The 25,951-nt window shown below is 67.9% G+C and carries 28 protein-coding genes; 19 read left to right on the top strand and 9 right to left on the bottom strand.

Translation table 11 applies throughout. The features are described from left to right. Nucleotides 1-425 precede the first annotated feature (425 nt). Nucleotides 426-986 carry an EF-hand domain-containing protein gene (locus LZC94_21525; protein WXB19791.1) on the top strand — a complete coding sequence of 187 codons (561 nt, stop codon included), beginning with the start codon at nucleotides 426-428 and terminating at the stop codon, nucleotides 984-986. Between the two features lie 132 nt (nucleotides 987-1,118). On the opposite strand, the gene LZC94_21530 is transcribed toward LZC94_21525, so the two are convergent. Then, a complete protein-coding gene (locus LZC94_21530; protein ID WXB19792.1) occupies nucleotides 1,119-1,337 on the bottom strand; it encodes a hypothetical protein in 219 nt (72 codons plus the stop codon). Between LZC94_21530 and LZC94_21535 the strand changes: the two genes are divergently transcribed. The 4 genes from LZC94_21535 (at nucleotide 1,336) to LZC94_21550 (ending at nucleotide 5,363) form a co-directional block, all read left to right on the top strand. Next, on the top strand, nucleotides 1,336-3,954 hold the full coding sequence (locus LZC94_21535) for an aminopeptidase (GenBank protein WXB19793.1): 2,619 nt from the start codon (nucleotides 1,336-1,338) through the stop codon (nucleotides 3,952-3,954). The two genes, LZC94_21530 and LZC94_21535, sit on opposite strands and share 2 nt — an antisense overlap. 111 nt (nucleotides 3,955-4,065) lie before the next feature. Continuing rightward, nucleotides 4,066-4,680 carry a cation transporter gene (locus tag LZC94_21540; protein ID WXB19794.1) on the top strand — a complete coding sequence of 205 codons (615 nt, stop codon included), beginning with the start codon at nucleotides 4,066-4,068 and terminating at the stop codon, nucleotides 4,678-4,680. Continuing rightward, nucleotides 4,677-4,988 (top strand): hypothetical protein, encoded by a 312-nt coding sequence (locus tag LZC94_21545; protein WXB19795.1) that lies wholly within the window; start codon nucleotides 4,677-4,679, stop codon nucleotides 4,986-4,988. The genes LZC94_21540 and LZC94_21545 overlap by 4 nt, the downstream gene beginning before the upstream one ends. 9 nt (nucleotides 4,989-4,997) lie before the next feature. Further along, nucleotides 4,998-5,363: a metalloregulator ArsR/SmtB family transcription factor gene (locus LZC94_21550; protein ID WXB19796.1), complete on the top strand. Its 366-nt coding sequence runs from the start codon at nucleotides 4,998-5,000 to the stop codon at nucleotides 5,361-5,363. A 94-nt stretch (nucleotides 5,364-5,457) separates the two neighbouring features. Here the strand turns inward: LZC94_21550 and LZC94_21555 are convergent, their stop codons facing one another. Together LZC94_21555 and LZC94_21560 are read right to left on the bottom strand one after the other, a co-directional pair. Beyond that, nucleotides 5,458-5,820: a hypothetical protein gene (locus LZC94_21555; GenBank protein WXB19797.1), complete on the bottom strand. Its 363-nt coding sequence runs from the start codon at nucleotides 5,818-5,820 to the stop codon at nucleotides 5,458-5,460. Between the two features lie 328 nt (nucleotides 5,821-6,148). Continuing rightward, on the bottom strand, nucleotides 6,149-7,726 hold the full coding sequence (locus LZC94_21560; GenBank protein ID WXB19798.1) for a hypothetical protein: 1,578 nt from the start codon (nucleotides 7,724-7,726) through the stop codon (nucleotides 6,149-6,151). A gap of 71 nt (nucleotides 7,727-7,797) precedes the next feature. Between LZC94_21560 and LZC94_21565 the strand changes: the two genes are divergently transcribed. Both LZC94_21565 and LZC94_21570 read left to right on the top strand, forming a co-directional pair. Further along, nucleotides 7,798-8,685, top strand: coding sequence for a LysR family transcriptional regulator (locus LZC94_21565; protein WXB19799.1), 888 nt, complete (start codon nucleotides 7,798-7,800; stop codon nucleotides 8,683-8,685). After that, nucleotides 8,682-9,800: an aminotransferase class I/II-fold pyridoxal phosphate-dependent enzyme gene (locus LZC94_21570; protein ID WXB19800.1), complete on the top strand. Its 1,119-nt coding sequence runs from the start codon at nucleotides 8,682-8,684 to the stop codon at nucleotides 9,798-9,800. The genes LZC94_21565 and LZC94_21570 overlap by 4 nt, the downstream gene beginning before the upstream one ends. Before the next feature lie 23 nt (nucleotides 9,801-9,823). Here the strand turns inward: LZC94_21570 and LZC94_21575 are convergent, their stop codons facing one another. The 3 genes from LZC94_21575 to LZC94_21585 form a co-directional block, all read right to left on the bottom strand. After that, a complete protein-coding gene (locus tag LZC94_21575; GenBank protein ID WXB19801.1) occupies nucleotides 9,824-10,930 on the bottom strand; it encodes a metallophosphoesterase in 1,107 nt (368 codons plus the stop codon). Next, on the bottom strand, nucleotides 10,927-11,880 hold the full coding sequence (locus tag LZC94_21580) for a hypothetical protein (GenBank protein ID WXB19802.1): 954 nt from the start codon (nucleotides 11,878-11,880) through the stop codon (nucleotides 10,927-10,929). Before LZC94_21580 ends, LZC94_21575 begins: the two co-directional genes overlap by 4 nt. Before the next feature lie 328 nt (nucleotides 11,881-12,208). Continuing rightward, a complete protein-coding gene (locus LZC94_21585) occupies nucleotides 12,209-13,327 on the bottom strand; it encodes a hypothetical protein (protein ID WXB19803.1) in 1,119 nt (372 codons plus the stop codon). Nucleotides 13,328-13,719: 392 nt separating this feature from the next. Here LZC94_21585 and LZC94_21590 point away from each other — a divergent pair, with 392 nt between their 5' ends. From LZC94_21590 to LZC94_21605, 4 genes are all read left to right on the top strand, one after another. After that, a complete protein-coding gene (locus LZC94_21590; GenBank protein ID WXB19804.1) occupies nucleotides 13,720-14,370 on the top strand; it encodes a DNRLRE domain-containing protein in 651 nt (216 codons plus the stop codon). A 104-nt stretch (nucleotides 14,371-14,474) separates the two neighbouring features. After that, entirely contained in the window at nucleotides 14,475-15,407 is a 933-nt protein-coding gene (locus LZC94_21595) for a LysR family transcriptional regulator (protein WXB19805.1), read from the top strand. A gap of 142 nt (nucleotides 15,408-15,549) precedes the next feature. Further along, the gene (locus LZC94_21600; GenBank protein ID WXB19806.1) at nucleotides 15,550-16,263 is read left to right on the top strand and encodes an SDR family oxidoreductase; all 714 of its coding nucleotides are present in this window, start codon (nucleotides 15,550-15,552) and stop codon (nucleotides 16,261-16,263) included. A gap of 13 nt (nucleotides 16,264-16,276) precedes the next feature. Further along, complete coding sequence (locus tag LZC94_21605; GenBank protein ID WXB19807.1) at nucleotides 16,277-16,510, top strand: 4-oxalocrotonate tautomerase family protein; 234 nt, start codon at nucleotides 16,277-16,279, stop codon at nucleotides 16,508-16,510. 9 nt (nucleotides 16,511-16,519) lie between these two features. Here the strand turns inward: LZC94_21605 and LZC94_21610 are convergent, their stop codons facing one another. Then, nucleotides 16,520-17,443, bottom strand: a complete 924-nt coding sequence (locus LZC94_21610) for a LysR substrate-binding domain-containing protein (GenBank protein WXB19808.1) — start codon at nucleotides 17,441-17,443, stop codon at nucleotides 16,520-16,522. Nucleotides 17,444-17,499: 56 nt separating this feature from the next. Between LZC94_21610 and LZC94_21615 the strand changes: the two genes are divergently transcribed. Further along, nucleotides 17,500-17,937, top strand: a complete 438-nt coding sequence (locus tag LZC94_21615; GenBank protein WXB19809.1) for a DoxX family protein — start codon at nucleotides 17,500-17,502, stop codon at nucleotides 17,935-17,937. A 6-nt stretch (nucleotides 17,938-17,943) separates the two neighbouring features. On the opposite strand, the gene LZC94_21620 is transcribed toward LZC94_21615, so the two are convergent. Next, nucleotides 17,944-19,140: a hypothetical protein gene (locus LZC94_21620; GenBank protein WXB19810.1), complete on the bottom strand. Its 1,197-nt coding sequence runs from the start codon at nucleotides 19,138-19,140 to the stop codon at nucleotides 17,944-17,946. Between the two features lie 127 nt (nucleotides 19,141-19,267). Between LZC94_21620 and LZC94_21625 the strand changes: the two genes are divergently transcribed. From LZC94_21625 to LZC94_21655, 7 genes are all read left to right on the top strand, one after another. Next, the gene (locus LZC94_21625) at nucleotides 19,268-20,290 is read left to right on the top strand and encodes a hypothetical protein (protein WXB19811.1); all 1,023 of its coding nucleotides are present in this window, start codon (nucleotides 19,268-19,270) and stop codon (nucleotides 20,288-20,290) included. A gap of 41 nt (nucleotides 20,291-20,331) precedes the next feature. Next, complete coding sequence (locus LZC94_21630; protein ID WXB19812.1) at nucleotides 20,332-20,922, top strand: sigma-70 family RNA polymerase sigma factor; 591 nt, start codon at nucleotides 20,332-20,334, stop codon at nucleotides 20,920-20,922. After that, nucleotides 20,919-21,713, top strand: a complete 795-nt coding sequence (locus LZC94_21635) for a hypothetical protein (GenBank protein WXB19813.1) — start codon at nucleotides 20,919-20,921, stop codon at nucleotides 21,711-21,713. The genes LZC94_21630 and LZC94_21635 overlap by 4 nt, the downstream gene beginning before the upstream one ends. Before the next feature lie 31 nt (nucleotides 21,714-21,744). Next, entirely contained in the window at nucleotides 21,745-22,731 is a 987-nt protein-coding gene (locus LZC94_21640; GenBank protein ID WXB19814.1) for an ornithine cyclodeaminase family protein, read from the top strand. A gap of 23 nt (nucleotides 22,732-22,754) precedes the next feature. Then, nucleotides 22,755-23,375 carry a PAS domain-containing protein gene (locus tag LZC94_21645; GenBank protein WXB19815.1) on the top strand — a complete coding sequence of 207 codons (621 nt, stop codon included), beginning with the start codon at nucleotides 22,755-22,757 and terminating at the stop codon, nucleotides 23,373-23,375. A 266-nt stretch (nucleotides 23,376-23,641) separates the two neighbouring features. Further along, on the top strand, nucleotides 23,642-24,463 hold the full coding sequence (locus LZC94_21650) for a helix-turn-helix domain-containing protein (GenBank protein ID WXB19816.1): 822 nt from the start codon (nucleotides 23,642-23,644) through the stop codon (nucleotides 24,461-24,463). Next, the gene (locus LZC94_21655; protein WXB19817.1) at nucleotides 24,460-24,987 is read left to right on the top strand and encodes a hypothetical protein; all 528 of its coding nucleotides are present in this window, start codon (nucleotides 24,460-24,462) and stop codon (nucleotides 24,985-24,987) included. Before LZC94_21650 ends, LZC94_21655 begins: the two co-directional genes overlap by 4 nt. Nucleotides 24,988-25,031: 44 nt before the next feature. Here LZC94_21655 and LZC94_21660 read toward each other — a convergent pair whose 3' ends face one another. Continuing rightward, on the bottom strand, nucleotides 25,032-25,844 hold the full coding sequence (locus tag LZC94_21660) for a helix-turn-helix transcriptional regulator (GenBank protein WXB19818.1): 813 nt from the start codon (nucleotides 25,842-25,844) through the stop codon (nucleotides 25,032-25,034). Nucleotides 25,845-25,951: the final 107 nt, after the last annotated feature.

Here is a 25,951-nt window from a genome sequence, read left to right on the forward strand (position 1 = left end):
GCGTTGCGGCGGCTGCGTTGTGCTGTTGCACGCGTTTGGCCTCTCCCCACCGCGAGTCGAAGATGGGGACGATGCCTGCTCCGGCGCCTTCGCCGGAGGCGCAGCCTTGAAGAAGGCATACCGTCGAGAATGCAAACGCAAAAAGAGGGCGCATCGGTGCATTCCACGAGTCCCCCCGAGGGCGGCCCGTGACCTTTCGCAGCTTCATCGGTTCGCTTGCCCCGCCGGTTGCTCGAAATCGATGGCGGCTCGCGCCGAGCCTTTGCCTGGGCCCGCGCGCGATGTTGACCCGTCATGTTGAAATCGAGACATCGACGACGCAGACCACATGCCCGTGACGAACGACACCTCGGTGAAGGTGAAGGCGAGCACACGATCGGAAAACTTGTTCCCGCCGCGCGAGCGCGCCATGATGCGGAGGAACGATGGGGATCTCGGCATTTCTCGAGCGCAAGCTCGCCAAGCGATTCGAGACGTTCGATACGAACGGTGATGGCGCCATCGAGCGGGTCGATTTCGAGTTGTCGGTCGAGAGGATGGGGCGCGCGTTCGGTCTAGACGCGGACGACGCACGTCTGCAGCGGTTGCGCGCGCTGAGCCTCGGGCTTTGGGAGCATCTCGCCTCCGCGGCCGATCGAGATGGCGATGGCCGGATCGACTTGGCGGAGTACGAAGAGGCATTCGTCACGGGGCTGCTCGAGACACCGGAGTCTTTCGACCAAGGCTATGTACCGTTTCTCGAGGCCATCTTCGCCATCGCCGATACCGACGGAGACGGCCGCCTCGACGTCGCCGAGCACATTCGCTGGACAGGATCGCTGATGAACCTCCCCGAGGCGGACGCCCGCGACATTCATCGTCGCCTCGATCGGGATGGCGATGGCTACATCGCATCGCGCGATTTGCTCGACGCCATCCGCGAGTTCTATTTCGACGAGCATCCCGAGTCGGCGGGGAGTTGGCTTTTGGGCAAATTGAAGGGTTGAACGGTCGCGCGGGTGCTCCCAATGAGCGCTCGATGCGACCCTAGGCCGTAGGGCCCGAAGCGCGCTCGGACGCCATGGTGAGCGGCGCCGTGCGCGCAGGCTGGGGAAGCTCGGGCGCGCCGGTGCGCGGGATCATGCTCCCGGCTCCTTCTCGAAGACGACCGTGCCGCGAACGCCGTGGTTCGAGGCGCCGAAGAGGTTGTCCGGATCGAGCGCGTTTTTCACGGCGCGCTGGTCGATGCGTAGCACGATTTTACAAAATCGTGCCACCGGCACGCCATGCCCGCTGCAGGGCCGCGGAGATTCGTCCACTAAAACGACGAACATGTCTGCTAAAATATCGCCCCCCATGGCGCGTTCCCACTTTTCCAAGCATCGTGCGCGAAGGCTCGGCCTTTCCTTTCTCTCCTTGCTGGCCATCGCATGCTCCAGCACGGACGAACCGCCGCCCGCGATCGACCGCGCCGCCGAGGCGCTGGAGGCGGAGGCGACCGACTACGACGTCGCGCGGTACGATCTCCGAGGAGAGCTCGACTGGACCCGCAGCCGGCTCGTGGCCACCGTGGGCGTCACCTTGCAGCCTCGCGGGCTCGCGACCATCGTCCTCGATAGCGCGGTCGCCGCGATCAAGGCGGTGCGGGGCGCCGGCGGCGCGCAGCTCCCTTTCACGGTCGATACCGAGCGCCAGAAGCTGCGCGTCGATTTGCCCAGCGAGGCGCGGGCGCGAGACTCCATCCGGCTCGAGATCGACTACGAGGCCGAGGGCGTCGTCTCGTCCGACTATGTGCAGTATGCACGCTTCTTTATGGTGCCCGCGCTGAAGGGCGATCCGGCGCCAGTGCGCGCGGCGTTTACGTTCTCCGAGCGCTACGGGGCGCACTTCTGGATGCCCAGCCACGATACGCCGTCGGATCGGGCGATTTTCTCGGTCGATCTGCGGCTGCCGGCCCATGAGACGATGATCGCCAATGGCAACTTCGTCTCGGACGAATTCGATCGTGCGACGAATACGCACCGCGTGAAATACGATAGCGGCTTCACCTTGCCGACGTACATCATGGCGTTTTCGGCCGGCGAGCTCGAACGCGAAAGACCGCATGCAGGTCCCGGCCACGACCATGACCATGAAGGCGGACGTCGCGGCCCCCCGCTCTCGATCTGGCACCGCCGAGGGATCCCGAACGACTACGACCGCGTGTTCCGGGAGACATCGCGCGCGATGAAGACGTTCGAGAGGCTGGTGGGCCCCTACCCGTTCGCGAGCTACGCGCAAGTGTTCATGCCCGGCACGTGGGGCGAAGAAAACGCCACCGTGACCCTCCTCGGAGAGTCCTATTTGGATTACGCGCTTTACGACGGGCTCGACGTCGCCGGCCATGAGCTCGCGCACCAGTGGTTCGGTGATTTGGTCACCAACGAGACGTTCTACGACGCGTGGTTCAAGGAAGGAATGGCCACCCTCCTCGAAATGGAGAACCTGCGGACCTACTTGGATGAAGACGAGGTCGGGCTCTTGGGCAGCGAAGGCCGCGCGCCCCGCGAGGGCGAGCCCATCGTTCGCGATCGATCCATCCCCATTCTCCGTTATGGAACGGGGCCGTATGCGCGCGCCGCGTGGCTGCTCACCCAAATTCGAAGCATCGTCGGAGAGGCCGCCTTCTGGAGGACGCTGCGCGATGTCCTGCGCGAGCACCGCTACGGAACCATCGGCACCGAGGCGTTCGTGCGCGCGTTCGCGCCGCGGCTCGGGGCCGAGACGACGGCCGGGGTGCAGCGCGCGCTGGTCGCGAAGAGCATCCCCAGGCTTCGCGTGGAGGCTTTGCCCGAGGGCGGCGCGCTGGTCACCCTTCGCGATCCCGAGGGCGCCTTCATCACCCCCGTGACCGTCCGGTTCATCGCCCCCGATGGAACGACGCGCGAGCAAACCTTGGAGCTCGATACCCCCGTCGCGCTCGCGCGCCGCGTGCCCGGTGAGCTCCTGGTGATCGACCCGCTGGACGTGCACCCCGATTTGAAGGTGTTCGCCGCCCAGGACAGCGCCTCGTCGGCCGCGAGCTACGAGGCGAGCGTGGTGCCGCTGCTGGTGCCGGACGGCGAGCCGGCGCGCGCACGATGGCTCCGCGCAGGCGGCACGCATCAAACGACCGTCCTCGCGAGGACCTTGCCCGCGATCGCCCCCGACGCCTTCGAGGCGTTCGTGGGCGAGCTCGACTCCGAGGTGGCCAAGACGTTGGCCGTCCAGCGCGCCTGCGACGTCGCCGCCGATCCGGCGCTCGATGGGCCGGCGCGCGCGGGGTGGGCGCGCACCATCGCCCGCGCTCTGCTTCGGCAGCCGCCCACCTTGGGTCTCTCCGCCCTCGGGGAGAAGCGGCTCGCCGCGTGCGGCAAGGTCGTCGATGTCGAGCGGCTGTTCGCGGTCGATTGGGCTCGGCTCGAGTCGGGGCTCCCGCTCGGCGGGGTGAGCGAGCATCGGGTGGCGTTCTTGTCCCAATTCGATCTTCGACCGGCCCGGCAATTCTCCGTTTGGTCGCGCATCGCCAAGCGCTCCAACTCGCTCAACCAGCGTGGAATCGCCGTCGCCAACCTGGCCCAATATGCGCAGAACGCGCTGGTGCCCAAGGCAGACGTCCCTGCGTGGCGCGCGTTCTTTGCCGGTCTGCTGTCGGAGTCCCAGGACCAAAGGGTGCTCGGTCACGCGCTCCATGGGGTGGTGGCCACCAAAGGCGAGACCCTCTCCGCCAACACCGCGGCCCTCGCCGGGTTGAACGGCGTTCTCCACGATCCGGTCGACCATTGGTTCGGAGAGGTGCACTCGAACGCGGTGTGCGCGGCCTATGCGCTCATCCCGGGCGCGCCGGCCTCGGCCGCGTGGCAGGACTTCGTGCGGGGTCTCTCCGACGCCCGGTTGAAGCCTGCCGTGCTGGAGATCGTGAACGATCCCGCGCGTTGCGCGTCGGGGCTTCCGTAGCCGCCGTCCACTCGCCGGCGCGGGGGAAGCGAATTTCCTGCGAAGGTGCTGGCACGGCGCGTATTTAAGTACATACTAATGTACTAATACCGGCCGCACGAACCCTAGACCATGCCCACCCCGCGTGATCGAGTCAAAAAGCTGACATTTGGCGGTGCCCTGCTGGCCGCCCTGGCCGCGTCGTCGTGTTGCTGGGTGCCGCTCGTCCTAGGCGCCCTGGGGCTGGGCGGTGCCTTCGCCGTGGCCCTCGGGACCTATCGACCGTATGCCGCGACCTTGGCCGCGCTGTTGCTCGCGGCGGGGTTCGCGTTCATGCGCGAAACGCCGCGGGGCGCAGAGCCCGACGCATGCGGCTGCGCGCCGGCGCGCGAGGAGAAGGCGGCGCGCGCGATGGGGTGGCTCTGGGGCGCGATCGTCGTCCTCGTCGCGGTGGCGCCATCCGCACTCGCACCCTGGGCGGCGCGACGTCCCGCGACCGACGCGCCGGACCACCTGGTGGAGGCGGTGGTCTCCGTGCGCGGCATCGATTGCGAAGCGTGTGCGCTGCCGCTGAGCGCCGCCCTGGGGAAGCTCGGAGGCTTCCACGATCTCCGGCTCGACGTGGCCGCGCAAACGGCCACCGTGCGCTATGAACCTGCACCGGCCCGCCTCGAGGCGTACGTGGCGGCGATCAACGATCTTGGATACGAAGCGGCGTTGCCGGATGGGCGTGGGTCGAATCGATGAAGCCGATCGAGGTCATGATGTTCGAAGGATGCCCCCACCTCGACCAGGCCATCGAGCGGGTGCGATGGGCCGCCGCCGACGCAGGAGTCGCCGTGGATGTCTCCGTCGTTCGAATCGGCAGCCTCGAGGAGGCCATCGACCGCCGTTTTTTGGGCTCGCCCACGGTGCGGGTCGATGGCGTGGACGTCGAGCCGGGTGCGCGCGAGCGCCGCGATTTCAGCCTTCAATGCCGATTGTATCGGGTGGGCGGCCGCCTGGAGGGTGCTCCGCCCGTCGCATGGATCGCCGCCGCGCTGCGCGGCGCGTGAGGACCCGGAATGCCCGTCCGATGCGAACCCCCCGAGACCGGTCGCGCCCGGATCGCGCGCTGGAAAAAGGCGATGGCCTTCACCCCCGATCTGGACGAGCGCGCGGCCGTGATCGGTGTCCTTGCGCAGCCGACGAGGCTCCGGCTCTTTTACCTGCTCGACCGGCTCGGCGAGGTGTGCGTGTGCGATCTGGCCGATATTCTGGGCGTCTCGCAGTCGGCGGTCTCGCAGCACCTCGCGAAGTTCAAAGCCTACGGGCTCGTCACCGTCCGGCGCGACAACCAGACGCTCTTTTATCGGATCGCGGACAAACCCGAGCTCGCGTCGATGCGCCGCCTGGCGCTCTCGGGTATCGCGAGCGGCATGGGCCCGTAGCGCACGGGCGCCCGGGCCGTGGGGCGGCGGTTCGACCTACCGCGACGAGCACGGCGTCCGTCCCGGGCACGGAGCACGTCCCGGGCACGGTGCACTAGCAATCCGCCGAGGCATCACACGGGTTCACGAGGTTGACGTGAAAGTTGAACATGACGGACACCCGCAGCACCGCGTTGACTTGCCCCGCATCGCCCACATTCTTGCACGGCGCCAAGCCTCCGACGGCCCCGGCGTTCTTGATATGGAGCGGAACCCACTGACGAAGCGCGGGGACGTCCGCGTTGCGCATGTTGTAGCCGGGTGTTCCGCAATCGAAGCGCTGGTCGCGCAATTCGATGTTGACGCGCACCTCGTGTCCGCCCACGCGAATCGTAAACGACGATGGGTCGTGGTCGAGCCAACGGTTGAAAGCAGCCTGAATCACGGTCTCCGTGTCGGCCAATGACAATGTGATCATGGTCTATCTCCTCGTCTCGTTGAAAGTCGGATTTCAAAGCCCGCCGCGCGAACGGCACGCGGCAGTCCGAACCGCGCAATCCTGAACGCAATCCGGACGCATCCTGAACGCGTCCTGGACATCAGCAATTGCGGTGCCGAGACCATTTTCGAAGGCTATCGGACGCGATCGCCCGACCCGGTTCGAACGAACCCACAACGATTCGAGGCATACGCCGCACCCGGCGCGTCGCCACCGTACGCGCGCGGCGTCGCTCCGCGACGATCGCCCTCGTTGCGCGCGGCGCATCCAGGGCTCCACCGACGCGCAGCACCGATGGGCTGCGCCGTTACCGCCGGACGACCGTGCACGCGCGTGTGAGCTCGAGCGCCCCGGGACGCGGCCCCGGCAAGACGTCGGGAAAGACGATGCGAAATCCCGGCTCGAGGATCTGCCCGCGCGGGTTCGTCGCGATCGCGTTGGCCGACACTTCGGCGCGGCGCTGGGCCAAGAGCTCCACATAGGGCGCGACGTCCCCCGCCCGAAGCCGGCGCGCGCACGCCTCCAGCATCGACGCGGCTTGCGCGCGGTGCCACCTGGCATCGCGCGCGGGATCCGTCAGGTTCGCGTGGAGCTCGCGCGCCGCGGGATCGTTCGACCCGGCCAGCGCGCGAACGAAGGCGGCCCTCCAGCCCTGAGCATCCTCGGGGACGAGCCGCAGAAGCCCGCAGCGCGCGCCGGAGAGCGCCGGATTGCCCATGTCCACCGCGAGGACGTCCGCCACGAGCTCCTCGTCGACGGCGCGCTCCTCCACGAGCTTTGCGACGGCACCGACGTCCGCGGCCGCCTTGACCGGCGCGAGCCACGCGTGATCGGCGTCGGCCCGCCCGCTCTCCGGGAACGCGCTCGCGAGGGCCCGCAGCGCCGCATCGTAGCCTGCGCGCGAGGTCACGAGCTCGCGCGATCCGAGCCGCGGATCCACGAAGAAGGCGCTCGGCGGCGCGATGTCGGACGGCGCATCGCTCGGCGCGCTGTCCGATCCGAGGTTCATCTCCTCGGGGCAAAACAAGGGACGCAGCCGTTCCTGCCGCGACCTCTCCTTTCGCGCCGCGCGGAAGGCGGCGCTCGATTCGAGCTTCGCGCTCCCCTGGCGAACGCGCGCCGCGAGCTCCCCGGCGTCCACCAGCCCCTGCGCGAGGATGCGGGCGAGGGCGGGCTCCGGTGGGAGCGCGGGGAGCGGCAGCGGGCGCGCCGAGGTCCACCAGTCGTTGTGCGGAGCGGCGAGCTCTTTCAGGATGGGACCTCCACCCAGGTGGCACCCGGAGCACCGAAGCCGCTGCCCAAAGGCCGGCCGCGCGGGATCGTCCTGCCGATGAAGCTGCGCGATGTCGCGCAGGATGTCCGCCGAGTCGCCGCGGTAGAACCATCGGCCGCGGGCGCCGTTGCCGCGAAGCTCGTAAAAGTTGAAGAGGCCCTTCGCCGGATCCCACGCGATGAGCTCGATCAGGAGCGCGTCGTCCTCGGGTGTTTGCTGGAGCACCCACGCCGCGCCGCGCTTCTCCGTGAAGTGCCCGAAGAAGAAATCGCCGGGCGCGACGCGCACCCCGGCCACGATCCCCGTCACGCTCTCGAAGAGGCTGAAGCTCCCGGCCGCCGCGTTGTGAAAGCCCCGGTTGTCCACGAACGCCGTGGCCACCTTCGCCGGTTCGCGTTCGAGGCGCGCGCGAAACTCGAGCACATTGCCCGGGCACGCGGGCGACGCCGCGAGCAGCGCGGCCACCGCGTCGCGGTTGCCCGGCGCAGGCGCGCACCCCGCGATCCTCTGCTCGGAGGCCTGCGCGGGGGGCTCCTCGGGGGTGCGCATGCAGGCTCCAACGAGCGCGACCAGCGCGACCAGCACCGCCCCGATGTTCCTCCAACGATTCATCGCCCGGCCAGGTAGCCCGCGCGATGGATTCAGTCCATTTGAATGATATGATGAATTCATAAATATTTCTGATGAGCCTCTCTGCCCTGCAGCTCGACGCCTTTTATGCCGTGGTCCGCGCGCAAAGCTTCGGGCGCGCGGCCAGAGCGCTTCATCTCACGCAGCCCGCGCTCTCCATGCGCATCAAGGCGCTCGAGGAGGAGCTCGGACAGCGGCTCTTTCTGCGCAGCGCGCGCGGGATCGCGCTAACGGACGCGGGGACGCGGCTGCTGCGGTATGCGCAGGCGCGCGAGACGCTCGAGAAGGAGCTGGTCTCGGACCTCACCGCGCCGCCCGGCGAAGGGCTCGGGGGGACCCTCCGCATCGCCGGCTTTTCCTCGGTGGTCCGCTCGTTGGTCGTCCCTGCCCTCGCCCGCCTCGCGCGGGCGAACCGGCGGCTGCGTCTGGAGATCGCGTCGCGCGAGCTGGACGAGCTCGAGGGCTTATTGGATCGCGCGGGCGCCGATTTCGTGCTGCTCGATCGCGCGCTCGAGCGGGTGGGCCTCGAGCACGTGCGCCTCGGTGTGGAGAGGCTCGTGCTCGTGGAGAGCGCGACCTACGAGACCCCGCGCGACGTCTACCTCGACCACGACCAATCCGACACCATCACCCAGCGCTTTTTGCGGCGCAACGGACAGAGCACCGCCCGCTTGAAGCGCTGGTACCTGGACGACATTTACGGCTTGCTCGACGGCGCCGCCCAAGGTCTCGGCCGCGCCGTCGTGCCGCGGCATCTCTTGCAGGGCAAACGCAGGCTGCGCGAGGTGCCCGGCCTGCGCAGCATCACCTCGCCGGTGGTGCTGCACTACTGGCGGCAACCCAGCTACCCGCGCGCGCACCAGGCCATCCTGGACGCCCTGCTCCGCGAGGTGACCTCACGCCTGCGCGCGCGCAACTTAACGGCTATCCTCACGCCATGACCAAAGAGCACTCGACAGGGCGGCTGCGTGCAGAGACGGTTTGCGTGGGCGCGGGGCGCACGCCGATGCGGGTCGGCGAGCCCCTGAATGTGCCGCTGATCATGGCGTCGAACTTTCGCGCAGGGCACGCGGGCGAGTATGCGCGCGACGATGGAACGGCGACGTGGGCCGCGCTGGAGGCCGCCGTCGGTGCGCTCGAGGGTGGCTCCGCGCTCGCGTTCGCGTCGGGGATGGGCGCCACGGCGGCCATCGCGGACCTGCTCCCGCCGGGCGCCCGCGTGGTCGTGCCGCGCGATTCGTACATCGCCATGCGCGTGCTCTTCGACGAGGCGGGGCGGTGGGAGGTTCGTACGGTCGATATCACGGACACGGAGGCCACCTTGGCGGCTGCGGCGGGCGCGGATCTTCTGTGGCTCGAGTCGCCGACCAATCCCTTGCTCGACGTGGCCGATCTTCCCGCGCTCTGCAAGGGCGCCCGCGCGGCCGGGGTGCGCGTGGTCGTCGACAACACGTTCGCCACGCCGCTCCTCCAGCGGCCGCTCGAGCTGGGCGCGGACGTGGTGATGCACAGCGCGACCAAGTTCATCGGCGGCCACTCCGATCTCTTGCTCGGGCTGACGGTGACCGCCGATCCGGATCTGTACAAGCGCCTGCGGAGGCGGCGCGAGCTCGCGGGCGCGACCCCCGGCGGTCTCGAGGTGTTTCTGGCGCTGCGCGGGCTGCGGACCATGCCGGTTCGTCTGCGGCAGGGCGAGCGAAGCGCCGCGGCGCTCGCGCAGCGCTTGCACGAGCACCCCCAGGTGGCGCGCGTGCGCTATCCGGGCCTGCCCACCGATCCGGGCCATGCGCGCGCCGCGGCGCAGATGGATGGCTTCGGCGCCGTGCTCTCGTTCGAAGTGCACGGCGGGGCCGCGCGCGCCGACGCCGTGTGCGAAGCTGTCCGCGTGATCACCTCCGCCACCAGCCTCGGCGGCGTCGAGAGCACCATCGAACGCCGCGCCAAGTTGCCGCGGCAGGAGCACGTGCCCCCGAGCCTCCTTCGGTTCAGCGTCGGCTGCGAGCACCTGGACGATCTCTGGTCGGACCTCGAGGCGGCCCTCGCCGCCACGGCGTAAGGCGCTCCACGGCCCCGCGCCGATCAATCGACGGGGCGAAACGAGGTGCTCACCTTCTGCGCTCGCGGGTCCACGTCCACCGCCAGAAAATGGCGGCCGATGCCGTCGAGGCGCTCGGGGATGGCGCCTCCGCCGCCCGAGATGAAGGCGGGAATGCCGCCATTGGAGAATGCGTAATACGAGTGCACGTGCCCATAAAGGGTGAGATCCACATGGCCGGCCGCCAGGCGCGCGATGAGCTTGTTGGCCTCGGGCCGGCTGGCAAACGCGCCGTTGCGCTCCCCCACGGGATCCAGCGGCGGGATGTGCATGGTCACCACGTGGAGATCGCCGCGGCCTTGCTGGAGCCAGCCGTCGAGCCAGGAGTAGACCAGGGGATCGAGGGTGGCGCTGGCGGAGTCCAGCAAGGTGAAACGCACGCCGCGGAAGAAGAAGCTAAAGCTGCACCGGCCGTAGAACGTTTGAAAGGCATCGTCGCGCGTCCCCAGCTCGTGGTTGCCCAAGGTCGCGTAGAGCGGCACATTCAAGGCCCCGAGCTTTTGCTGGAAGAGCAAGAGATCCTCGTCGGTGCCGCGCTCGGTGAGATCGCCGTTGAAGACGACGAAGCGGATGGCCGGATCGTCGTTCATCACGCGGTAGATGTCCTCCACGCGATCCAACGCGTTCTGCACGTCGGCCAGCGCGGCGAAGCGCCAGGGTTCGAGCGACGAGGCGTCGGGCGCCGACAAGGTGAACGTGGCGCGCGCGCCCGGCGGGAGCTCGAGGGAGACACGCATCTCCGTCCGCGCGGGGCGGGAGGTTGCGAGCGGCAGCGCCGCTCCGTTGGCCAGCTGCGCGCGCACTTCGGCGTCGGGCAGGACATTTCGCAGTCGGAGGGTCCACGTCCGCGCGCCGCCGCCGGCCGGGGTCGCGATCTCGAAGCGAAGCGCGGGCGCCTCGGTCCAGAGCTCCACGGTGCCGGGCGCGAACGCCCGCACGGCGGCCAGACCGTCGGCCACGTGGACCTCGGCGCCTTCGTTTGCCGCATGCCCCACCGTGCGATCGCGCTCGGCGCGATCTTCCGCCACGTGCAAGCAGCCTGAAAAGGCGAAAAATACGAGGGATCCCAGGACGAGCGCGGATGGGTTCATGGCTTGGCCCCGTGACGAAAGAGGAAGGAAACGCCGCCCACGAAGGCGGAGCCGATCTGCGCATCGGCCAAGACGCCCCAGTCGGGGGTGACGAAATACGTACCGCGCGCCCCCACGTGCCCGGGCACACCGCTCCCCAGGGCCCCCAACCCGCCCAGCTTCATCCCCCCGGCAAAGTCATCGTGGCGGTGGTCGTAATAGAGCAGGATCTCGTTGCCGGGCCCCACGTAAAAGCCCCACGCGAACCAGCCCAGGAGCAGGGTATTCGCCTCCTCGCTGAGGCCCAAATAGCGGTACGACTGCAGGCCGAAGCCGCCCCCCAGCTCGGCGAACGAGCCGCGCAAGGTGCGGCCGAGGATGACCATATCGAGCCTCCCTTTGATAGAGAGCTCGGCGCCGGTCATGGAAAATTGCTCGGTGCCATAGCGGTGGTGCAGAAAGCCGGCGTCGATATCGAAATAGGAGCCATCGCGCGCGGACCGATCGGGGCGCGGCCCCACGAAGCGGTAGCCTACGTTGGCCATGAGGCGCGCGTTGTCGTCGTTCAGCGCGAACCAGGCCGAGGGCGCGAGCTTGAGACCGCGCACCCGATAGTCGATGCCTTGCACCATGAAGCTTCGATAATCGAAGTTGGGATCGTACACATAGCGAAGTCCCAATTCGGTGCGAATGACGGGCGCCATCCGCAGCGGGGTGCCGCGGATGGCCTCCGGCGCCGCGACGCCATAGAGATCGGCCAAGGTGGATACGACGAACAAGCCTCCACCGCTGAGGGTGAGCAGCGCCAAGGCGCCCACGAACCGGCGCGATGCACCGGTGATGGCCAGTCCGGCCAGCCCAAGGGCGAGCCCGGCGGCGCCGCCCCCCTCCATCGCGAGCAGGCGATGCCCCGTGGCGGTCTCCCCGCGCACATAGTGCCCGCTCCCATGCACGACCAACCCAGGAACCACGGCGGCGATGGGGGCCAACGTGCGACGCCGCTGCTGAGCCGGCGATGCCGTCCCTGTGTCGTCCGCGCGGGAAAGACCGCTCCACAGAAGCAAGAACGTGAACAGCAGGCCCTCTCGCCCTCGATGCCGCCCCGCCCGAGCCTCCATGCTGCTTCGAGGCGACCATCCCGGGCACGGTTTGTCAACCGCGTGCCAGGATGCGGCGGTTCCGAGGAGAACGCGCGAAGTCCGGGGGGCCCGCCGCGCGCCAGGCCGGGCTCTTGGCAGGTGGCGCGGCGATGCGGATGCTAGGAAATAGCTGCTCCGCGGGTGGGGTGCCCCTCCGTTTTCAGAGGTTCTCGGGGGCGACGGTGGCGCATGACGCTTCCCACCACGTCGATCGGCAGAACCCCCCACCCGGTGGGGTAAAGGCGCCCTCGAACCGGAAGCGAATTCCGTCGGCTTGTTTTTGCACGGTGTAGCGCGTCTCGAATTGCCCGCCCGATTTTATCGTGTGGCGTTGCTCCTCCGAGGTGAGCGGGAGGAGCACGGCCCCCCAGCCGCTTTGAAGGATATTTCGATATATATCGGGATACCCATCCGGAGAGGTCACGTAAATGCGCTTTTCGGTGCCCGGACCAGGGATGATGTCGTACTTGAAGTCGTATTGCGCAGGCGGCATGGCCGTGTCGATGGGATCGCACTCGTTGCCCACGCGGATCTGGCGGTGCTGCGTCCCCGTGCATTCGACGCTCTTCTCCACGACGGGGATCGCGGAGGCGACGACGGGCGAGACGATAGCCACTTGCAGGGTATCGGTGACCCCCAGCAAATGAATACGGTCCTTCGATCCGTAACCCGGAACGAGACCCCCGCCGGACCACGCGAGATCGTGCTCGCCCGCCACTCCATCGACACTCGTAGGGCGCGCGTAACTGGTGCCAATCGAGGGCGCGCAGCCCGCGACGCCATACTGCAGGTAGGGATCGGCATGATCGCCCGCCAGCCTGCAGTAAACGCTCACGCGGCCTTCCTTACCGTGGTCGGTCCGGAGAGACATCTCGCTGACCTCTTTGCCGCCGGTGCCTTTCCACATCCAGACGACCCCCACCCCATGGCTAGGGATAGGAATGTCGGCGCGGTACGGAGACTGCGGATCCCGGGGCTCGAAACGGATCGTTTTGACGTCTTTCCAAGGGCCGCAGCCGGAAGGACCGCACGTCCGTTTGCGCGCATAGATCGAGAAGACGCCAATGTGACCATGGTCCTCGCCCGGCTGAATCAGATTTCGAACGTCCTCCTTCGTCAGGATGGTGTGGCCGGTGGGATCCGGATTGAATGCGTCCGCTGGAAAGCCGGCCAACGCCGAAGAATCTTCGGACGAAAGCTCCGCCCCAACGCTTTGATCGATATCGGCGCTGCACGCCGCGACCAGCGACATGCAGCCGAGCGCAAACCATTTTCTCATGTTCGATCCTCTCGCAAATGACACGAAATGCACATTCGTCAAATCGAGACAGCATTCTCGATAGCAGTACCTACGCCCCGCGGACCATCCTCTTTCCTCGCGATTGTCCCGCGATGAGCGCCACACGAATGACGCAATCCTTCCTCGAACGTTCCCCCATCGATGTGACGAAAACCTCGCTCGAATGACGACTTCAAATCGTGCGCGACGGCGCACGCCAATCACGCGAAACGCGCGCCGCGAGGTCGTGGGTGGCCCAGCTCTCCCGACGCGATGTCACCCGTTCGAAGGTATCGCGGACGGCTGGCGCCGTTCTTACGTAACGCCCAGGGGGGCTGCAAACGTTGTTTTTTCGAACGCGCTGCAGCCCGTGCTCGAAGGGAGAAGGCGCCATGAATGGACGACATTTCGCTGTCAAAGTAGGGCTTTCGCTCGCCATGATCGCGGCGACTGCGTGTGTTTCGGCCACCGAGGAGGACGAGACCGATTCCGTCGATCAGGCCCTCATGCTGAGCCTCAACCCGAACGCCGACACCTGGGTCCAAAGGACCTCCGCCGGCTTCGTCGATTATGGCAAAAGCTGCGAGCTTCGCACCAACGACGTGCACACGGCGGCCATACCGAATTATATCTTGCTCAAATTTCCCGTGCCCCTCACCACCGTGTGCTCCACCCTCAAGACCGCGACCCTGCGGCTGTTGGCGGATCAAGGGTTCGGTATGCCGGTCGCCACGCACTGGGTCGCCAACCCGTGGACACCGGGCGGGACGGGTTACTCTCCCAATGGCTGTTCGACGTGCAATGTGGCATCGGCGGGCGCGGCGGCCTTTGCGATGCCGGGGTTCGGGCCGGTGGTGACGACCACCGTGGTGGACCAGGGGTGCGCTTGGTACAAATGGGATATCACCGCCATCGCCAAGCGATGGTGCATCGGCGGCAACAACGGTGTTTTATTGACGGGCGAGAAGAACTTCGAATTTACCACCTTCCACTCGATGGAATCCATCGCGGGCACGCGCCCCGTGCTCGACATCACGTACTGACTCGATCGCGCGCCCCGTAGGTTGCTGCTGCATGCGCTCGCATATGATAAGTGCTCTTCCGTAGCCGTCGACCCACGTCGACGCGGTGGGTAGAACGGAAGGACATGGATCGCATCGATGCAATGAGGATCTTCATCGCCGCCCTCGACGAGGGCAGCCTGGCCGGGGCCGCGCGCCGGCTCAAGCGATCACCGACGGCGGTCAGCCGCGCGCTGGCGCTCTTGGAGGCGCACGTCGGGGTGGAGTTGATCCATCGAACCACGCGATCGCTCAAGTTGAGCGAGGCCGGCGAGCGCTATGCGGTCGCCTGCCGCCGGGTGCTGCTCGATCTCGAGGAGGCCGACAGGCTGGCCGCCGGCGAACGATCGGCCCCGCGCGGCACCCTCACCCTCTCGGCGCCCCCCATCAGCGGCGAGGAGGTGCTGCAGCCGATTTTGGACGATTTTCTGGACGCCTACCCCATGGTTTCGGCCCGGCTCCTCCTGCTGGACCGCGCGGTGAACCTCGTCGACGAAGGCGTCGATCTCGCGCTGCGCATCGCGCACCTGCCGGACTCGTCGCTCATCGCGCTGCCCTTGGGCGGCGATGTCCGGCGCGTGGTGGTCGCCTCACCGCGTTACCTGGCGAGCCATCCGCGCATCAAGGAACCTGGGGATCTCGCCAAACATCAAATCGTGGCCTTTACCAACTTCGGCCTCGACTCCTGGAGCTTTACGCCCGCCAAGGGCTCGTCCATCCCTCGCACCGTGCAGTTCACACCGCGGTTCGTGGTCAATACGGTGCGCGTGGCCGCCGCATCCGCGATCGCAGGCCGGGGGCTGACCCGGCTTTATTCGTATCATGTGGCCCGACACGTCAAGGAAGGGCGGCTGAAGATCGTCTTGGCGGACGCGGAGCATCCACGGTTGCCGGTGTACCTGCTCGCGCCCCAAGGGCGCATGTCGGTCCCCAAGGTCCGCGCCTTCGTGGACTTTGCGCTGCCCCGGCTGCGCGCCGCCTTCGCGCGCATGGCCGCGGAGGCGGATGGCCTGGGCTGATTCTGCCGAAACCCGGGAGAGTGCCTCCCGAACGCCGATCATTCTACCGAGACGCGGTTGGATCCAGATTGGTTGCACCGACGCCGACGGCGGAGGGACGGCCGCGAGGGCGCGGCCTGAACCATCGATGGAGATCCACACCATGAGCACCGAACAGAAAGTCGTCATCGTCACCGGCGCATCCCAAGGCATTGGAGCGAGCTTGGTTCGCGCGTACCGCGATCGCAATTACCGGGTGATCGCGAGCTCCCGCACGGTGAAGCCCAGCGCCGACGCGAACATCCTCGCCATCCCCGGTGATATCGCCGATCCAAAGACCGCGGAGCGCATCGTTCGCGAGGGGCTCGAGCGCTTCGGGCGCATCGACTCGCTCGTCAACAACGCCGGGGTCTTCCTCGCCAAGCCGTTCGTCGCGTTCACCCAAGAAGATTATGCGCACAACATGGGGGTGAATGTGGCGGGCTTCTTCCACGTCACCCAGCGGGCGGCGGCGGAGATGTTGAAGCAGGGCTCCGGTCATATCGTCACCATCACCACCAGCCTGGTCGATCAACCGATGGCCGGCGTGCCCTCGGCGCTGGCGTCGTTGACGAAGGGCGGCTTGAACGCGGTCACCAAATCGCTGGCCATCGAGTTCGCCAAGAGCGGTGTTCGGGTGAACGCCGTCTCGCCGGGCATCATCAAGACGCCGATGCACCCGGAGGAGAACCACGCGGCGTTGGCGACCTTGCACCCCGTGGGCCGGATGGGCGACACCCGCGACGTGGTCGACGCCGTGCTCTACCTCGAGTCGGCCCCCTTCGTCACCGGTGAAATCCTCCACGTAGACGGCGGCCAGAGCGCCGGGCGCTGGTAGCCGGAGACATCGCATGCCCATCGTCACCATTCAGGTCACCCGCGAGGGGACCGCGCCCGATCGCCCGTCCGTGACCGCCGAGGAAAAGGCGGCCCTCATCGCGGGGGTCAGCGAGGTGCTGCTCCGCGTTCTGAACAAGCCCCTCGAATCGACGTTCGTCGTGATCGAGGAGGTCGACACCGACAATTGGGGCTGGGGCGGCCTACCCGTGCTCGACTACCGCCGGCAGCGGGCCGCGAAGAAGTAGCCACGAGCCTCAGGGGCTGCGCTTCGCTTCTTCCCTCACCCACGCGGCAAAGACGCGCGAGGCGTGGGTGGTGGGGGTGCCGCGTCGTGGCAAGATGAGCCAGTACGTGGGCCCGAGCGGCACGGCGGGCCCGAAAGGTTGCACCAGGCGCTCCTTCGTCCGATACGGCTCGGCGAGCTTGGCATACGCGAGGGTAACGCCCTGACCATCGGCCGAAGCTTGCAGCAAGGCCGCGCTGTTTGGCAATCGCGGTCCGCGCTCGGCCCACACGGGCCGCCCGAGCGCGGCGGCCTCCAGCCAGTGGCCCCAGGCGGCGCGCGGATCCTGATCGTGGAGCAGGGTCGCGCGCGCCAAATCCGGCGGATGGCGAAGGCGCGCCGCGAGCTTGGGCGCGCACACGGGGATGAGATGATCGGACATGAGGCTCTCGGCGCGAACCCCCGGCCAAGGCCCGCTGCCCATGCGAAGCGCGACATCGGCGGAGCCTTCGGGGCCGAGCGAGACGAGCGCCTTCGTCTCGGAGATCCACACCTCCGTGTCGGGGTGACGGGCGTGGAAACGTTCGAGGCGCGGTAAGAGCCAGAGCGTCGCGAACGAGGCGGTGGTGCTCACGCGCACGACCCGGGTGGGGCCGCTGGCGGAGTCCGTGACCTCGCGCGTGGCCGCATCGACCAGCTCGAGCGCGCGCCCCAGCGCCGCGGCGTAGCGCGCACCTGCCGCGGTGGGCGCGAGCCGGACGCCGCTTCGATTGAACAGGGGGATCTCGAGCCATGCTTCGAGCAGCGCCACCTGCTTGCTGACCGCGCCGTGCGTGACCCCGAGCTCCGAGGCCGCCGCCACCGTCGATCCGAGCCGCGCGCACGCTTCGAAGACGCGCGCGGCGTTCAAGGGCGGCAGGCGGAGCGCGCGCGCGGTGCTGTGACTTTTGCTCACAGCTTCGGAATATAACGCGCTGGCGCTCCGGCGGCGAGCGGCGCACGGTGCCCCGCATGTTTCGCATTCTCCGGCAGGCGTCCCCCGATCTCGCAGCCCTGGTGCTGCGGATCGGTCTCGGGACCATGTTCATGTTTCACGGGGCACCGAAGTTGCTCGGCGGCCCCGAGCTGTGGGCCAAGATTGGCGCCGCCATGGGCGGCCTGGGGATCACCTTTGCGCCCGCGTTCTGGGGGCTGATGGCGGGGCTCGCCGAGTTCGGGGGCGGTCTCCTGCTCGTGGTCGGATTTCTCACACGCCCGGCGTGCGCCTTTTTGACCTTCACCATGTTGGTGGCATGGTCGAAGCTCCTCTTGCGCCACGATGACTTCAATGCATGGTCCCAACCGGCGGAGGACGCCATCGCGTTCGCAGCGCTGTTCCTCTTGGGGCCGGGCCGCCACCGGCTCTTTCGCCGGACCGGCCCCGACGACGGCGTGTCCGCGAAACGATGACGGCGCTTATTCGAGCAAAAGGAAGTCCACGGCGCCCGCGTTGTCGTAGAAGAGACGGGCGACATACGTGGGGTTGGTGGTGGCGTTTTTGAAGATGACGATGCCGCCGGCGTCCAGCAGGAACAGGTGGTCGTCTTTGCTGAGCCACGCTTTGTCCGATCCGCTGCCCGTGATCAAGCTGTCGGCGACGGAGGCCACCGCGTCGGGCGCGCGGCCGGCGGTGATGGCGCTCGCGCCTTTGAAGATGCACACCTTGGAGCTGGCGCTCCCGCTCGCATTTTTCAGGTAGGTGCCGGTGACGGCGAGCAGCACGTCGTTCACCACGGCGACGTGGGCGATGTAGGTGGGACGATCATCGGTGGCGGCGCAGGCGTTGGCCATCACGATGTCGGGCGCTTTGCTCGAACGGATGTTCGCGATATCGTTCCAAATGCTGATATCGGAAAAGCCTTTTTCCTGCTGGAGTTGCACGGCGTTGGAGTAGAGGCGATTTCCGGCGATGGCCATGTGCTGCGGGTTGACCGTCGAAAAGTCGTAGTCGGAGTTTTGGATATCGCCCGTCTTGGTCGAAGCGTTGGCCCACACCGGAAAGAAGCGGCCGCCGACGGTGCTGCCGAAGAGGCGGTCGCCCGCTTCATCGTAGGTCGTGTATTGCCCGACCGGCCCGAAGCGCGCGACGGGCGCGTTGGCGCCGGTGGGGAGAACGTGGACGGTGCCGCCGCTGGTCGCGTTGTGGATCCATGCGTTGTGGCGGCTATCGGCCTGGATGCGAACGTGCCCCGAAAAGCCGCTCTGCTGGCCCGATCCCCGGAACGCGGTGCCGGGGATGCTGCTCGCCGGCTTCGCGCCCTCGGTCAGCTTGGAGGCACCGTCGAATCGATAGAGCGCCGTGTTGAAGTTGGAATCGACGTTCGAGGCGGCGACGAACAACGTATCGCCGTTCAGCCCCAGCCCCAGGGGCGATCCTTTAAAATCGAGGTGCGCCGAAGGTTTGGGGGTGCCCTCCAGGCTCGTGGCGTTGTTCCAAATCGAAACGCCATCGCGGCCGGCCACGATCAAGCGCGGATAGGTCTCCGGCTTTTGCGTGCCATCGCTGGGTTTCTGACCGTCGTTCGGACCACCGAGACCGACGTCGTCTCCACTGCAGGCCACGAGTCCACAAAATGCCAAGGCGAGAGGGGTGAAGCAAGCGCGCATCGTCATATCGACCTCCTATTTCGCGCTTAATGGTCCGCGGGCGCCCGATTGATCACGACCGCCGTCGATTTCGTTGCACATCCTGCCGGGGGCCTCTACATCTAAGCGCGCTTCGTCTTCGAATCATCGGCTCATGGGTTCTTTTCATCGCACCGCCATCGCGCTCGCGGGGGCGCTCCTGGCGTGGTCCGCCGCACGCGCCGTGCGCGCGGACGAGCCGCACGAGCCCGTGATCCTCTCCTACCGCGCCCCCGCGGCATGCCCGAAGGAGAGCGAATTTCTCGCGGAGGTGCGCCAGCGCACCACGCGTCTTCGCGAGCCCCGGCCGGGCGAGCCGTCCCGGCGCTTTTCCGTGGCCATCACGCTCTCGAAGCCGGCGCGCGGGAGGCTCGAAATTCGCGACTCGGACGGCGGCCGATCGCGCCGCGTGGTCGAGGGCGACAACTGCTCCGAGGTCGCATCGGCGCTGGCCTTGATGGTGGCGATTGCCGTGGACCCCACGGTCACCATGAAGCCGCTCGCCGCGCCGGAGCAGGCTCCCGCGCCGGCTCCCGTCATGAGCGAGCCGCCCGCGCCCGCAAAGGTTCCTCCGCCGGTCATGCCGGCGCGGCCTCGAAAGCCGCCCCCTCCTCCCAAACGACGCGTCTTCACCGCGGCCCTGGCCGCCGAGGGCGCGCTGGCCGCGGGCGTCGCGCCCGGTGTGTTGTGGGGCGCGGGGCTGACGGCCACGTGGACGGCGCCCTTGGCCCCCGAGCCGAGCGTGCGGTTCGCCGTCACGTACCTGACGGGCGCCTCGACGAACGTCGAGGACGCGGGGGCGGGCTTTTCGCGGCTGGCGATCACCCTCGACGGATGCGCCGTTCGTGCTCGGTTCGGTCCCGTCTCGCTCTTTCCGTGCGCGCGGCTTACGGCGGGGGCCCTTCGCGCCGAAGGCGAGCACATCGCGCGCGCCACACGCGAGGTGCGGCCCTGGGTGGCGGTGGGACCTTCACCGCGGGCGCGCTGGAACGTTCACCGCGGGCTCTTCGTCGAGCTGGGCGCGGCCGTCATGATCCCGCTGAAGCGCGATCGCTTCTTTTTTCAGCCCGATGCCACGATTTACCGGGCCGCCCCCGTCGGGCTGGAGGCCGACTTTTCCATTGGAGCTGAATTGTGATCAAACGGGCGGCGTGGGTGCATTAAGGGGGAGCCAGCTTCATGACCCCCGCCACCGAGCGCCCCCATTCACCCTCGCCATCGCCGCCTGCGCCGGGCTCTGCGCGCGCGCACGAGCGGCTGCGCGGGTGCATGCATGAGCACTACGATGCCATCTGGCGCGCGCTCCGTCGGTTCGGGGTACCGGCCGCCCATGTGGAGGACGCCGCGCAACAAGTGTTCATCGTGCTCGCCAACCACCTCGACCAGGTGAAGGAGGGCTCCGAGCGCGCCTATCTCTATGGGTGCGCGGTACGCGTGGCCTCGGGCGTACGAAAGCACCTATCGCGCTCGCGCGAGGTCGCCTCCGCGTTGGAGGCGGACGACCACCCCGGGCCCGACTTCGATGCCGAAGCGATCCTCGACGCCCGCCGCGCGCGCATGGCGCTCGACGACGTGCTCGCGGCCATGCCCATGGATCTGCGCACCGTGTTCGTGCTCTACGAGCTCGAGGAGCTGACCATGGCCGAAATCGCCGCCTCGCTCGACATCCCGCCGGGCACGGTGGCCTCGCGGCTTCGCCGGGCGCGCGAGCTTTTCGCATCCTGCGTGAGCGCCCTCAAAGAACGACGGGGCGCGAGGAGCCAGCCATGAGCCATCCGCAAAGGCTGAAAGACGAAACGCGCGATCCCATCGTCAAGGCGCTCCTGGCGTCGGCCGACGTCGATCGCCCCGATGCCGGCGCGCTCGATCGCGCAAAGCGCGCGCTCGGCGTGCTCGATCCGCCGCCGCCGCGCGGGCCGGCGACGGCTGCGGGATCGCTGGGCGCGCTGGGCTGGGTCGGGCTCGGGATCCTCGGCGCCGCCGTGATCTGGGGCTCCATGGCGCTCGCGCCGCGGGGTTCGCGCGCGATCCGCGATCCGGGTGCGGAGGATTCCATGTCGGAGATGGCTGCGCCGGCTCGGTCGGAGACGGCTTCGTCGGGCGTCGTCGCATCGGACACGGGCGGGTCGGGCACCGCGGCATCGGGCAGCGCCGCGCCGGAGGTGCCTGCGGCGACCGTACCGTCTGCGGCCGCCCTGCCCCCGGCGGGCGCGGAGCCGGACCCGACGCAGGCGCGAGGTCCGTCGCGGGAGCCGCGCGCGGGTGCGCGGACCACCGCCGTACGCAGCGCGTCGCTCCTCGAGCAAATGGCCTTGGTCGACGCCGCGCGCGCCGCGCTGGCCGCGCACGAGCCGCCGCGGGCCTTGTCGATCCTCGACGATCTCCAGCGCCGCTTTCCGAATGGCGCGCTCGACGAAGAGGCGACCGTCGTGCGCATCGAGGCGCTTCGCGCGGCCGGTGAGCACGCCCGCGCGCAGACCTTGGCGCGGACGTTCCTCGATGCGCACCCAGGGAGCACCTACGCGCGCCGGGTGCGCTCGGGGCTAAAAGAGCCCTTTTGACATTTCGTATCGTTCTAGACAAATTGTACATATGAACGAAACGGCATCGCGCGAGCGCGCGACATTGCGTCTGCTCGACGCGCATCAGGTCCGGACGCTGCTCACCCACGAAAGCGCCCTCGAGGCCGTGCGCGAAGCCTTCGTGCTGCACAGCCGCCGCGAGGGCCGCGTGTTTCCCGTGGTGCGGGAGGCGCTCGCCACCGGCGGGGTCTTCGGGATCAAGTCGGGCGACGTCGCAGGGCAAGGGCTGCTCGGCTTCAAGGCCGCCGGGTTTTGGCCCGGCAACCGCGCGTACGGTGGCGAGCCGCACCAGGCGACCATCGCGCTGATCGATCCGGCCACCGGCCGGCCCCTCTGCATCATCGACGGCAACGCCGTCACCACCCTTCGCACGGGGGCGGCCGGCGGCTTGGCGCTTCGCGCGCTCGCGAGGCCCGATCCCGCGCAGCTGTGCGTCTTTGGCACGGGGACGCAGGCGCGCATTCAGGTGGATTTCGCGCTGCGACTGTGCCCTTCCCTGCGCGCCGTGCGCTACGTCCGCGCCGATGGCCAGCGCCATGCGGCGTTCGAGGCCCACTTCGCAGGACGGTGCGATCCGGTGCTCGCCCGCGACGTCAACGCCGCCGTTTCGGAGAGCGACATCGTCATCACGGCCACGCCGGGCAACATGCCGCTGTTCGATGCAAACGCCCTGCGGCCCGGGACACACGTCAATTGTGTGGGCGCGGATACGAAGGGCAAACGCGAGCTCCCGGAGGGCATCCTGGGGCAGGTTCGTCTGTTCGTGGACGACCGCGCGCAGGCGCAGCAAATCGGCGAAACGCAGTGGGCACCCGGCACCCCGTGCACGGAGATTGGCGATCTGCTGAGCGGAAACGAGACCTTTCGACGCGCGCCCGAGGACATCACGGTGTTCGACATGACCGGGCTCGCCTTGCAGGATCTCACCGCCGCGCGCATCCTGTACGAGCGGGCGGTGGCGGAGCAGGCGGGCACCACCCTCCCCTGGCCTTGGTGAGGCCTCGCACGGAGCCCGATCGCATGACGAAGAAGGCGAACAAGCTCCTCTTGGAGCAGCTGCAGAACATCGCCGAGGGGCTGGGCGAGACCTTTGCACCGTTCTGCGAGGTCGTCGTTCACGATTTGCGCCATCCGAAGAATGCCATTCACGGCATTTCCAACAATTTGAGCGGGCGCCGCGTGGGGCAGCCGGCGACCGAGCTGGGGCTGGCGCGCATCCGCGATCCGGAATTTCCGGCGCGCATTTCGAATTATGCGAACACGTTCTCGGACGGTCGAAGCGTCAAGAGCACCTCGATTGGCATCAAGGACGAGACGGGACAGTACGTCGCCGCGCTCTGCCTCAACGTGGATCTCACGCTCTTTCGCAGCTTCCAGGGCGCGCTCGCGCAGTTTACGCACATCGAAGACGGCCGCGTGCACGAGCACCTGGATGGAACGCCCGCCGAGCGGATTCGCGCGCGCATCGACGCATTCGCAGCATCAAAGGCGACCACGGCCCGCGCCTTGAGCCCGACGGACCGAAAGCACGTGGTCCGCGCGCTAAAGAAGGAAGGTCTCCTGGAGATCCGCCGGGGTGCCAACATCGCCGCCGCGCACATGGGGGTCTCGCGCGCCACCGTCTACGCTGACGCCAAGTGATGCCGTCGCGTGCAGGAGCATGCCACCCCTGACGGGATTCACGTACGGCGACACGGGCGAGGGTGTCGCGCAGCTCCTCGCCCGAGTGGACACCGGGTGTCGTGGTCGACATCGCCGATGCGGTGCTCGAGCGCGCGCGCAAGGAGCTGCGGGCCGTTGGCGACACGGACGGCGGCCGATCGCGTCTCCGTATCTCGCGTGGGACGGCGCTCGGGCGCGGCGCGATACTTTGCGATGGGCGTGGGGCTGTGGCAACGTGTGGGATCGTGAGCTCGATTGACGGTTCCCTGATTGTGCTCGATGGCGAACGCGCGACGCGGTTCTCGACGGCGCTCGACACCACCACCCACACCTCGCACGCCGTCAAACTGCTCGTGGGGCTGGAGACGGACGTGGTGGTGCGCGAGAGCACGGGGCGAACGGTGCTCGCGCAGGCGGTGGTGATCCCGAGCGATCGCACGTGCTCGGTCGTGAGCGACGGTCCGGTCATCAGTTTGCTGCTCGATCCGGAGCAGCATCGCGAGCCGAACGCGGTGACGCGGCACCTCGGACACGCGGCGCCGCTCGGCCCTGCCCTTGCGTTGCGGTTGCGTGACGCCGTGTGGGCCGCACGGCAACATCTGCAGAACGGGCTGCACCTGGTCGCGCTCGGCGACGAGCTTCGCGCGATGACCTTTCCGCGGACGTCGCGCCCCACGGGCTTCGATCGACGGGTGGAGCGGGCGCTGGAGCATTTCCACGTGCTCCTCGACGGGGGCGACGATACGCGCATCGGCCCCGAGCAGCGGCTCGGCATCACCGTCCAGCACCTTCGAGCCCTGTTTCTACGCGACGTCGGCATCTCGCCGCGCGCTTGGTTCCTATGGAATCGCTTGGTGCGCGCCTTGCGCGCCGCGCTCTCGGGCTCCCCCGCCCTCACGGCGGCCGCCATCGGCGCGGGCTTCTCGGACCACGCTCATTTCTCGCGAACGTGCCGGCGCCTGCTCGGTTTCAGGCCGGTCGACATCGTCCAGCGCCGCATGCCGCGCGATCTGCGTTTCGTTCAAGATGCCGGGAGCGCCCCCGCGTACGCTCGTCGGAATCCATGAACAGGCATTTGGAAAAAGCCACCGATCCGACGCGGGTTGCGGGTGGCGCAACGGTTTCGCTCGTAGGCATCGTAGCCATTGGCGCTTCGGCGCTCGGCTATTCGTTCCGCTATCACCAGCTCGCGATCCCCGAATGGCTCATGTACGTGCTGGGCTTGGGGTTCATCGTCGGCGGTGCATACCTCATCTACCAAGCCGGGCATTCGCTTCGATGCTCGGCGTGCAAAGCGTTCCTCGACGATGGCGAGACCATCTTTCCGGGGGACGGCGGGCGCGAGATCCAAGTGTTGTCGGCCGTGCGCCAAGGCGATATCTCCGCGCTCCGCAGCATCGTGAAGACCAGCGACGACTTCAGCCTCAAGCTCGTCATCAATTTTTGCGCCAAATGCAACGAGCTGGCGCGCCTCACCTTGCTCAAGAACGACAGCATCAAGTTGATCGAGAATCGCGATCTGGTGGGCGCGCCCGCGCGCGATGCCGTTTTGCTCATGCAGCAACATGGGAAAGTCGTCGACGACGATTGATCGAGAGCGCCTCCTACCGATGGCGCGCGATGCGAGCGGCGAGCTCACGGGCGCGCCGTCGCAAGGTGCGGTACGTAGTAGACGAGCTGCTGTTTGCGGCATGTGGCCGAGGCGAGCGCGTACCAATCGAAGAGCACCGTGCGGCCGTCGATGCGGAAGGCCTTCGTGCCGCCCGTTTTGGAGCGGACCTCGTGGCGCGCCCAGAGGGTGCGAAAGGTCTCGCTGGTGTCGAGCATGTCGGTGATGAGCGCGTCGAAGTGCGAATCGCCCACGTAAACGCTCGCGACGAAGCGGAAGCCGGCCACCACTTCCTTCTCGATGAGGGCGATGTCGGCGTAGCGGGCGCGCAGCTCCGGGTGGTGGAACGTCAGCCAGAGAAGGTTGCGGCGGGCGCAAGGGATCGCATCGAAGGGCACGAGCAGGCCGCAGGCGGCGGCGTTCCACGCGAGCACATCGAAGCGCGCGCTCAACACCAGCGCGGGTGCGTTGGTCATTTCGAGCGCGCGTGCCATCGCAGGCTCGGCTTTCTCCTGGCGACCCGCGGGCTGCGGACCGAGCGTGTCCTCGGGACGCGCGAGGTAGAAGAGATGTCCGCGCTCGTCGTCGTCGAGCCCGAGCACGCGCGCGATGGCGGCCAAGGTCTCGCGCGAAGGGTTCACATCGCGCCCTTGCTCGAGGCGTGTGTACCAATCCACGCTGAGACCGGCGAGCTGGGCGACCTCTTCGCGGCGCAGGCCCGGGGTTCGCCGCCGGCGGCCCAGCGGTAGACCGGCCGCGCCTGGCATGGTGCGCGTTCGTCGCCCGCGCAAAAAATCGGCCAGCTCGCTTCGTCGATCGGTCGCCATCGTCTTCAGCATGATTTTACCATGGCGCCGGCCGGGTGCGGTCATCCAGGGATTGGCAGTCCTAGGTTCGGCCGTCGCTTCCTGGCCTCGATGCGGCGACCCAGAGTTCGGGCACATCC

It is taken from the genome of Sorangiineae bacterium MSr11954 (genome assembly GCA_037157815.1).
GTDB classification, from domain to species: Bacteria; Myxococcota_A; Polyangia; order Polyangiales; family Polyangiaceae; genus Pendulispora; species Pendulispora albinea.

What these genes read in the sequence shown, in the direction of transcription:
- LZC94_21630 (WXB19812.1), top strand. Translation starts at nt 20,332, where the DNA reads ATGACCCCCGCCACCGAGCGCCCCCATTCACCCTCGCCATCGCCGCCT.
- LZC94_21585 (WXB19803.1), bottom strand. Translation starts at nt 13,327, where the DNA reads ATGAGAAAATGGTTTGCGCTCGGCTGCATGTCGCTGGTCGCGGCGTGC.
- LZC94_21545 (WXB19795.1), top strand. Translation starts at nt 4,677, where the DNA reads ATGAAGCCGATCGAGGTCATGATGTTCGAAGGATGCCCCCACCTCGAC.
- LZC94_21540 (WXB19794.1), top strand. Translation starts at nt 4,066, where the DNA reads ATGCCCACCCCGCGTGATCGAGTCAAAAAGCTGACATTTGGCGGTGCC.
- LZC94_21645 (WXB19815.1), top strand. Translation starts at nt 22,755, where the DNA reads ATGACGAAGAAGGCGAACAAGCTCCTCTTGGAGCAGCTGCAGAACATC.
- LZC94_21620 (WXB19810.1), bottom strand. Translation starts at nt 19,140, where the DNA reads ATGACGATGCGCGCTTGCTTCACCCCTCTCGCCTTGGCATTTTGTGGA.
- LZC94_21530 (WXB19792.1), bottom strand. Translation starts at nt 1,337, where the DNA reads ATGGGGGGCGATATTTTAGCAGACATGTTCGTCGTTTTAGTGGACGAA.
- LZC94_21625 (WXB19811.1), top strand. Translation starts at nt 19,268, where the DNA reads ATGGGTTCTTTTCATCGCACCGCCATCGCGCTCGCGGGGGCGCTCCTG.
- LZC94_21635 (WXB19813.1), top strand. Translation starts at nt 20,919, where the DNA reads ATGAGCCATCCGCAAAGGCTGAAAGACGAAACGCGCGATCCCATCGTC.
- LZC94_21550 (WXB19796.1), top strand. Translation starts at nt 4,998, where the DNA reads ATGCCCGTCCGATGCGAACCCCCCGAGACCGGTCGCGCCCGGATCGCG.
- LZC94_21525 (WXB19791.1), top strand. Translation starts at nt 426, where the DNA reads ATGGGGATCTCGGCATTTCTCGAGCGCAAGCTCGCCAAGCGATTCGAG.
- LZC94_21555 (WXB19797.1), bottom strand. Translation starts at nt 5,820, where the DNA reads ATGATCACATTGTCATTGGCCGACACGGAGACCGTGATTCAGGCTGCT.
- LZC94_21575 (WXB19801.1), bottom strand. Translation starts at nt 10,930, where the DNA reads ATGAACCCATCCGCGCTCGTCCTGGGATCCCTCGTATTTTTCGCCTTT.
- LZC94_21535 (WXB19793.1), top strand. Translation starts at nt 1,336, where the DNA reads ATGGCGCGTTCCCACTTTTCCAAGCATCGTGCGCGAAGGCTCGGCCTT.
- LZC94_21595 (WXB19805.1), top strand. Translation starts at nt 14,475, where the DNA reads ATGGATCGCATCGATGCAATGAGGATCTTCATCGCCGCCCTCGACGAG.
- LZC94_21570 (WXB19800.1), top strand. Translation starts at nt 8,682, where the DNA reads ATGACCAAAGAGCACTCGACAGGGCGGCTGCGTGCAGAGACGGTTTGC.
- LZC94_21590 (WXB19804.1), top strand. Translation starts at nt 13,720, where the DNA reads ATGAATGGACGACATTTCGCTGTCAAAGTAGGGCTTTCGCTCGCCATG.
- LZC94_21565 (WXB19799.1), top strand. Translation starts at nt 7,798, where the DNA reads ATGAGCCTCTCTGCCCTGCAGCTCGACGCCTTTTATGCCGTGGTCCGC.
- LZC94_21615 (WXB19809.1), top strand. Translation starts at nt 17,500, where the DNA reads ATGTTTCGCATTCTCCGGCAGGCGTCCCCCGATCTCGCAGCCCTGGTG.
- LZC94_21560 (WXB19798.1), bottom strand. Translation starts at nt 7,726, where the DNA reads ATGAATCGTTGGAGGAACATCGGGGCGGTGCTGGTCGCGCTGGTCGCG.
- LZC94_21600 (WXB19806.1), top strand. Translation starts at nt 15,550, where the DNA reads ATGAGCACCGAACAGAAAGTCGTCATCGTCACCGGCGCATCCCAAGGC.
- LZC94_21655 (WXB19817.1), top strand. Translation starts at nt 24,460, where the DNA reads ATGAACAGGCATTTGGAAAAAGCCACCGATCCGACGCGGGTTGCGGGT.
- LZC94_21605 (WXB19807.1), top strand. Translation starts at nt 16,277, where the DNA reads ATGCCCATCGTCACCATTCAGGTCACCCGCGAGGGGACCGCGCCCGAT.
- LZC94_21660 (WXB19818.1), bottom strand. Translation starts at nt 25,844, where the DNA reads ATGCTGAAGACGATGGCGACCGATCGACGAAGCGAGCTGGCCGATTTT.
- LZC94_21640 (WXB19814.1), top strand. Translation starts at nt 21,745, where the DNA reads ATGAACGAAACGGCATCGCGCGAGCGCGCGACATTGCGTCTGCTCGAC.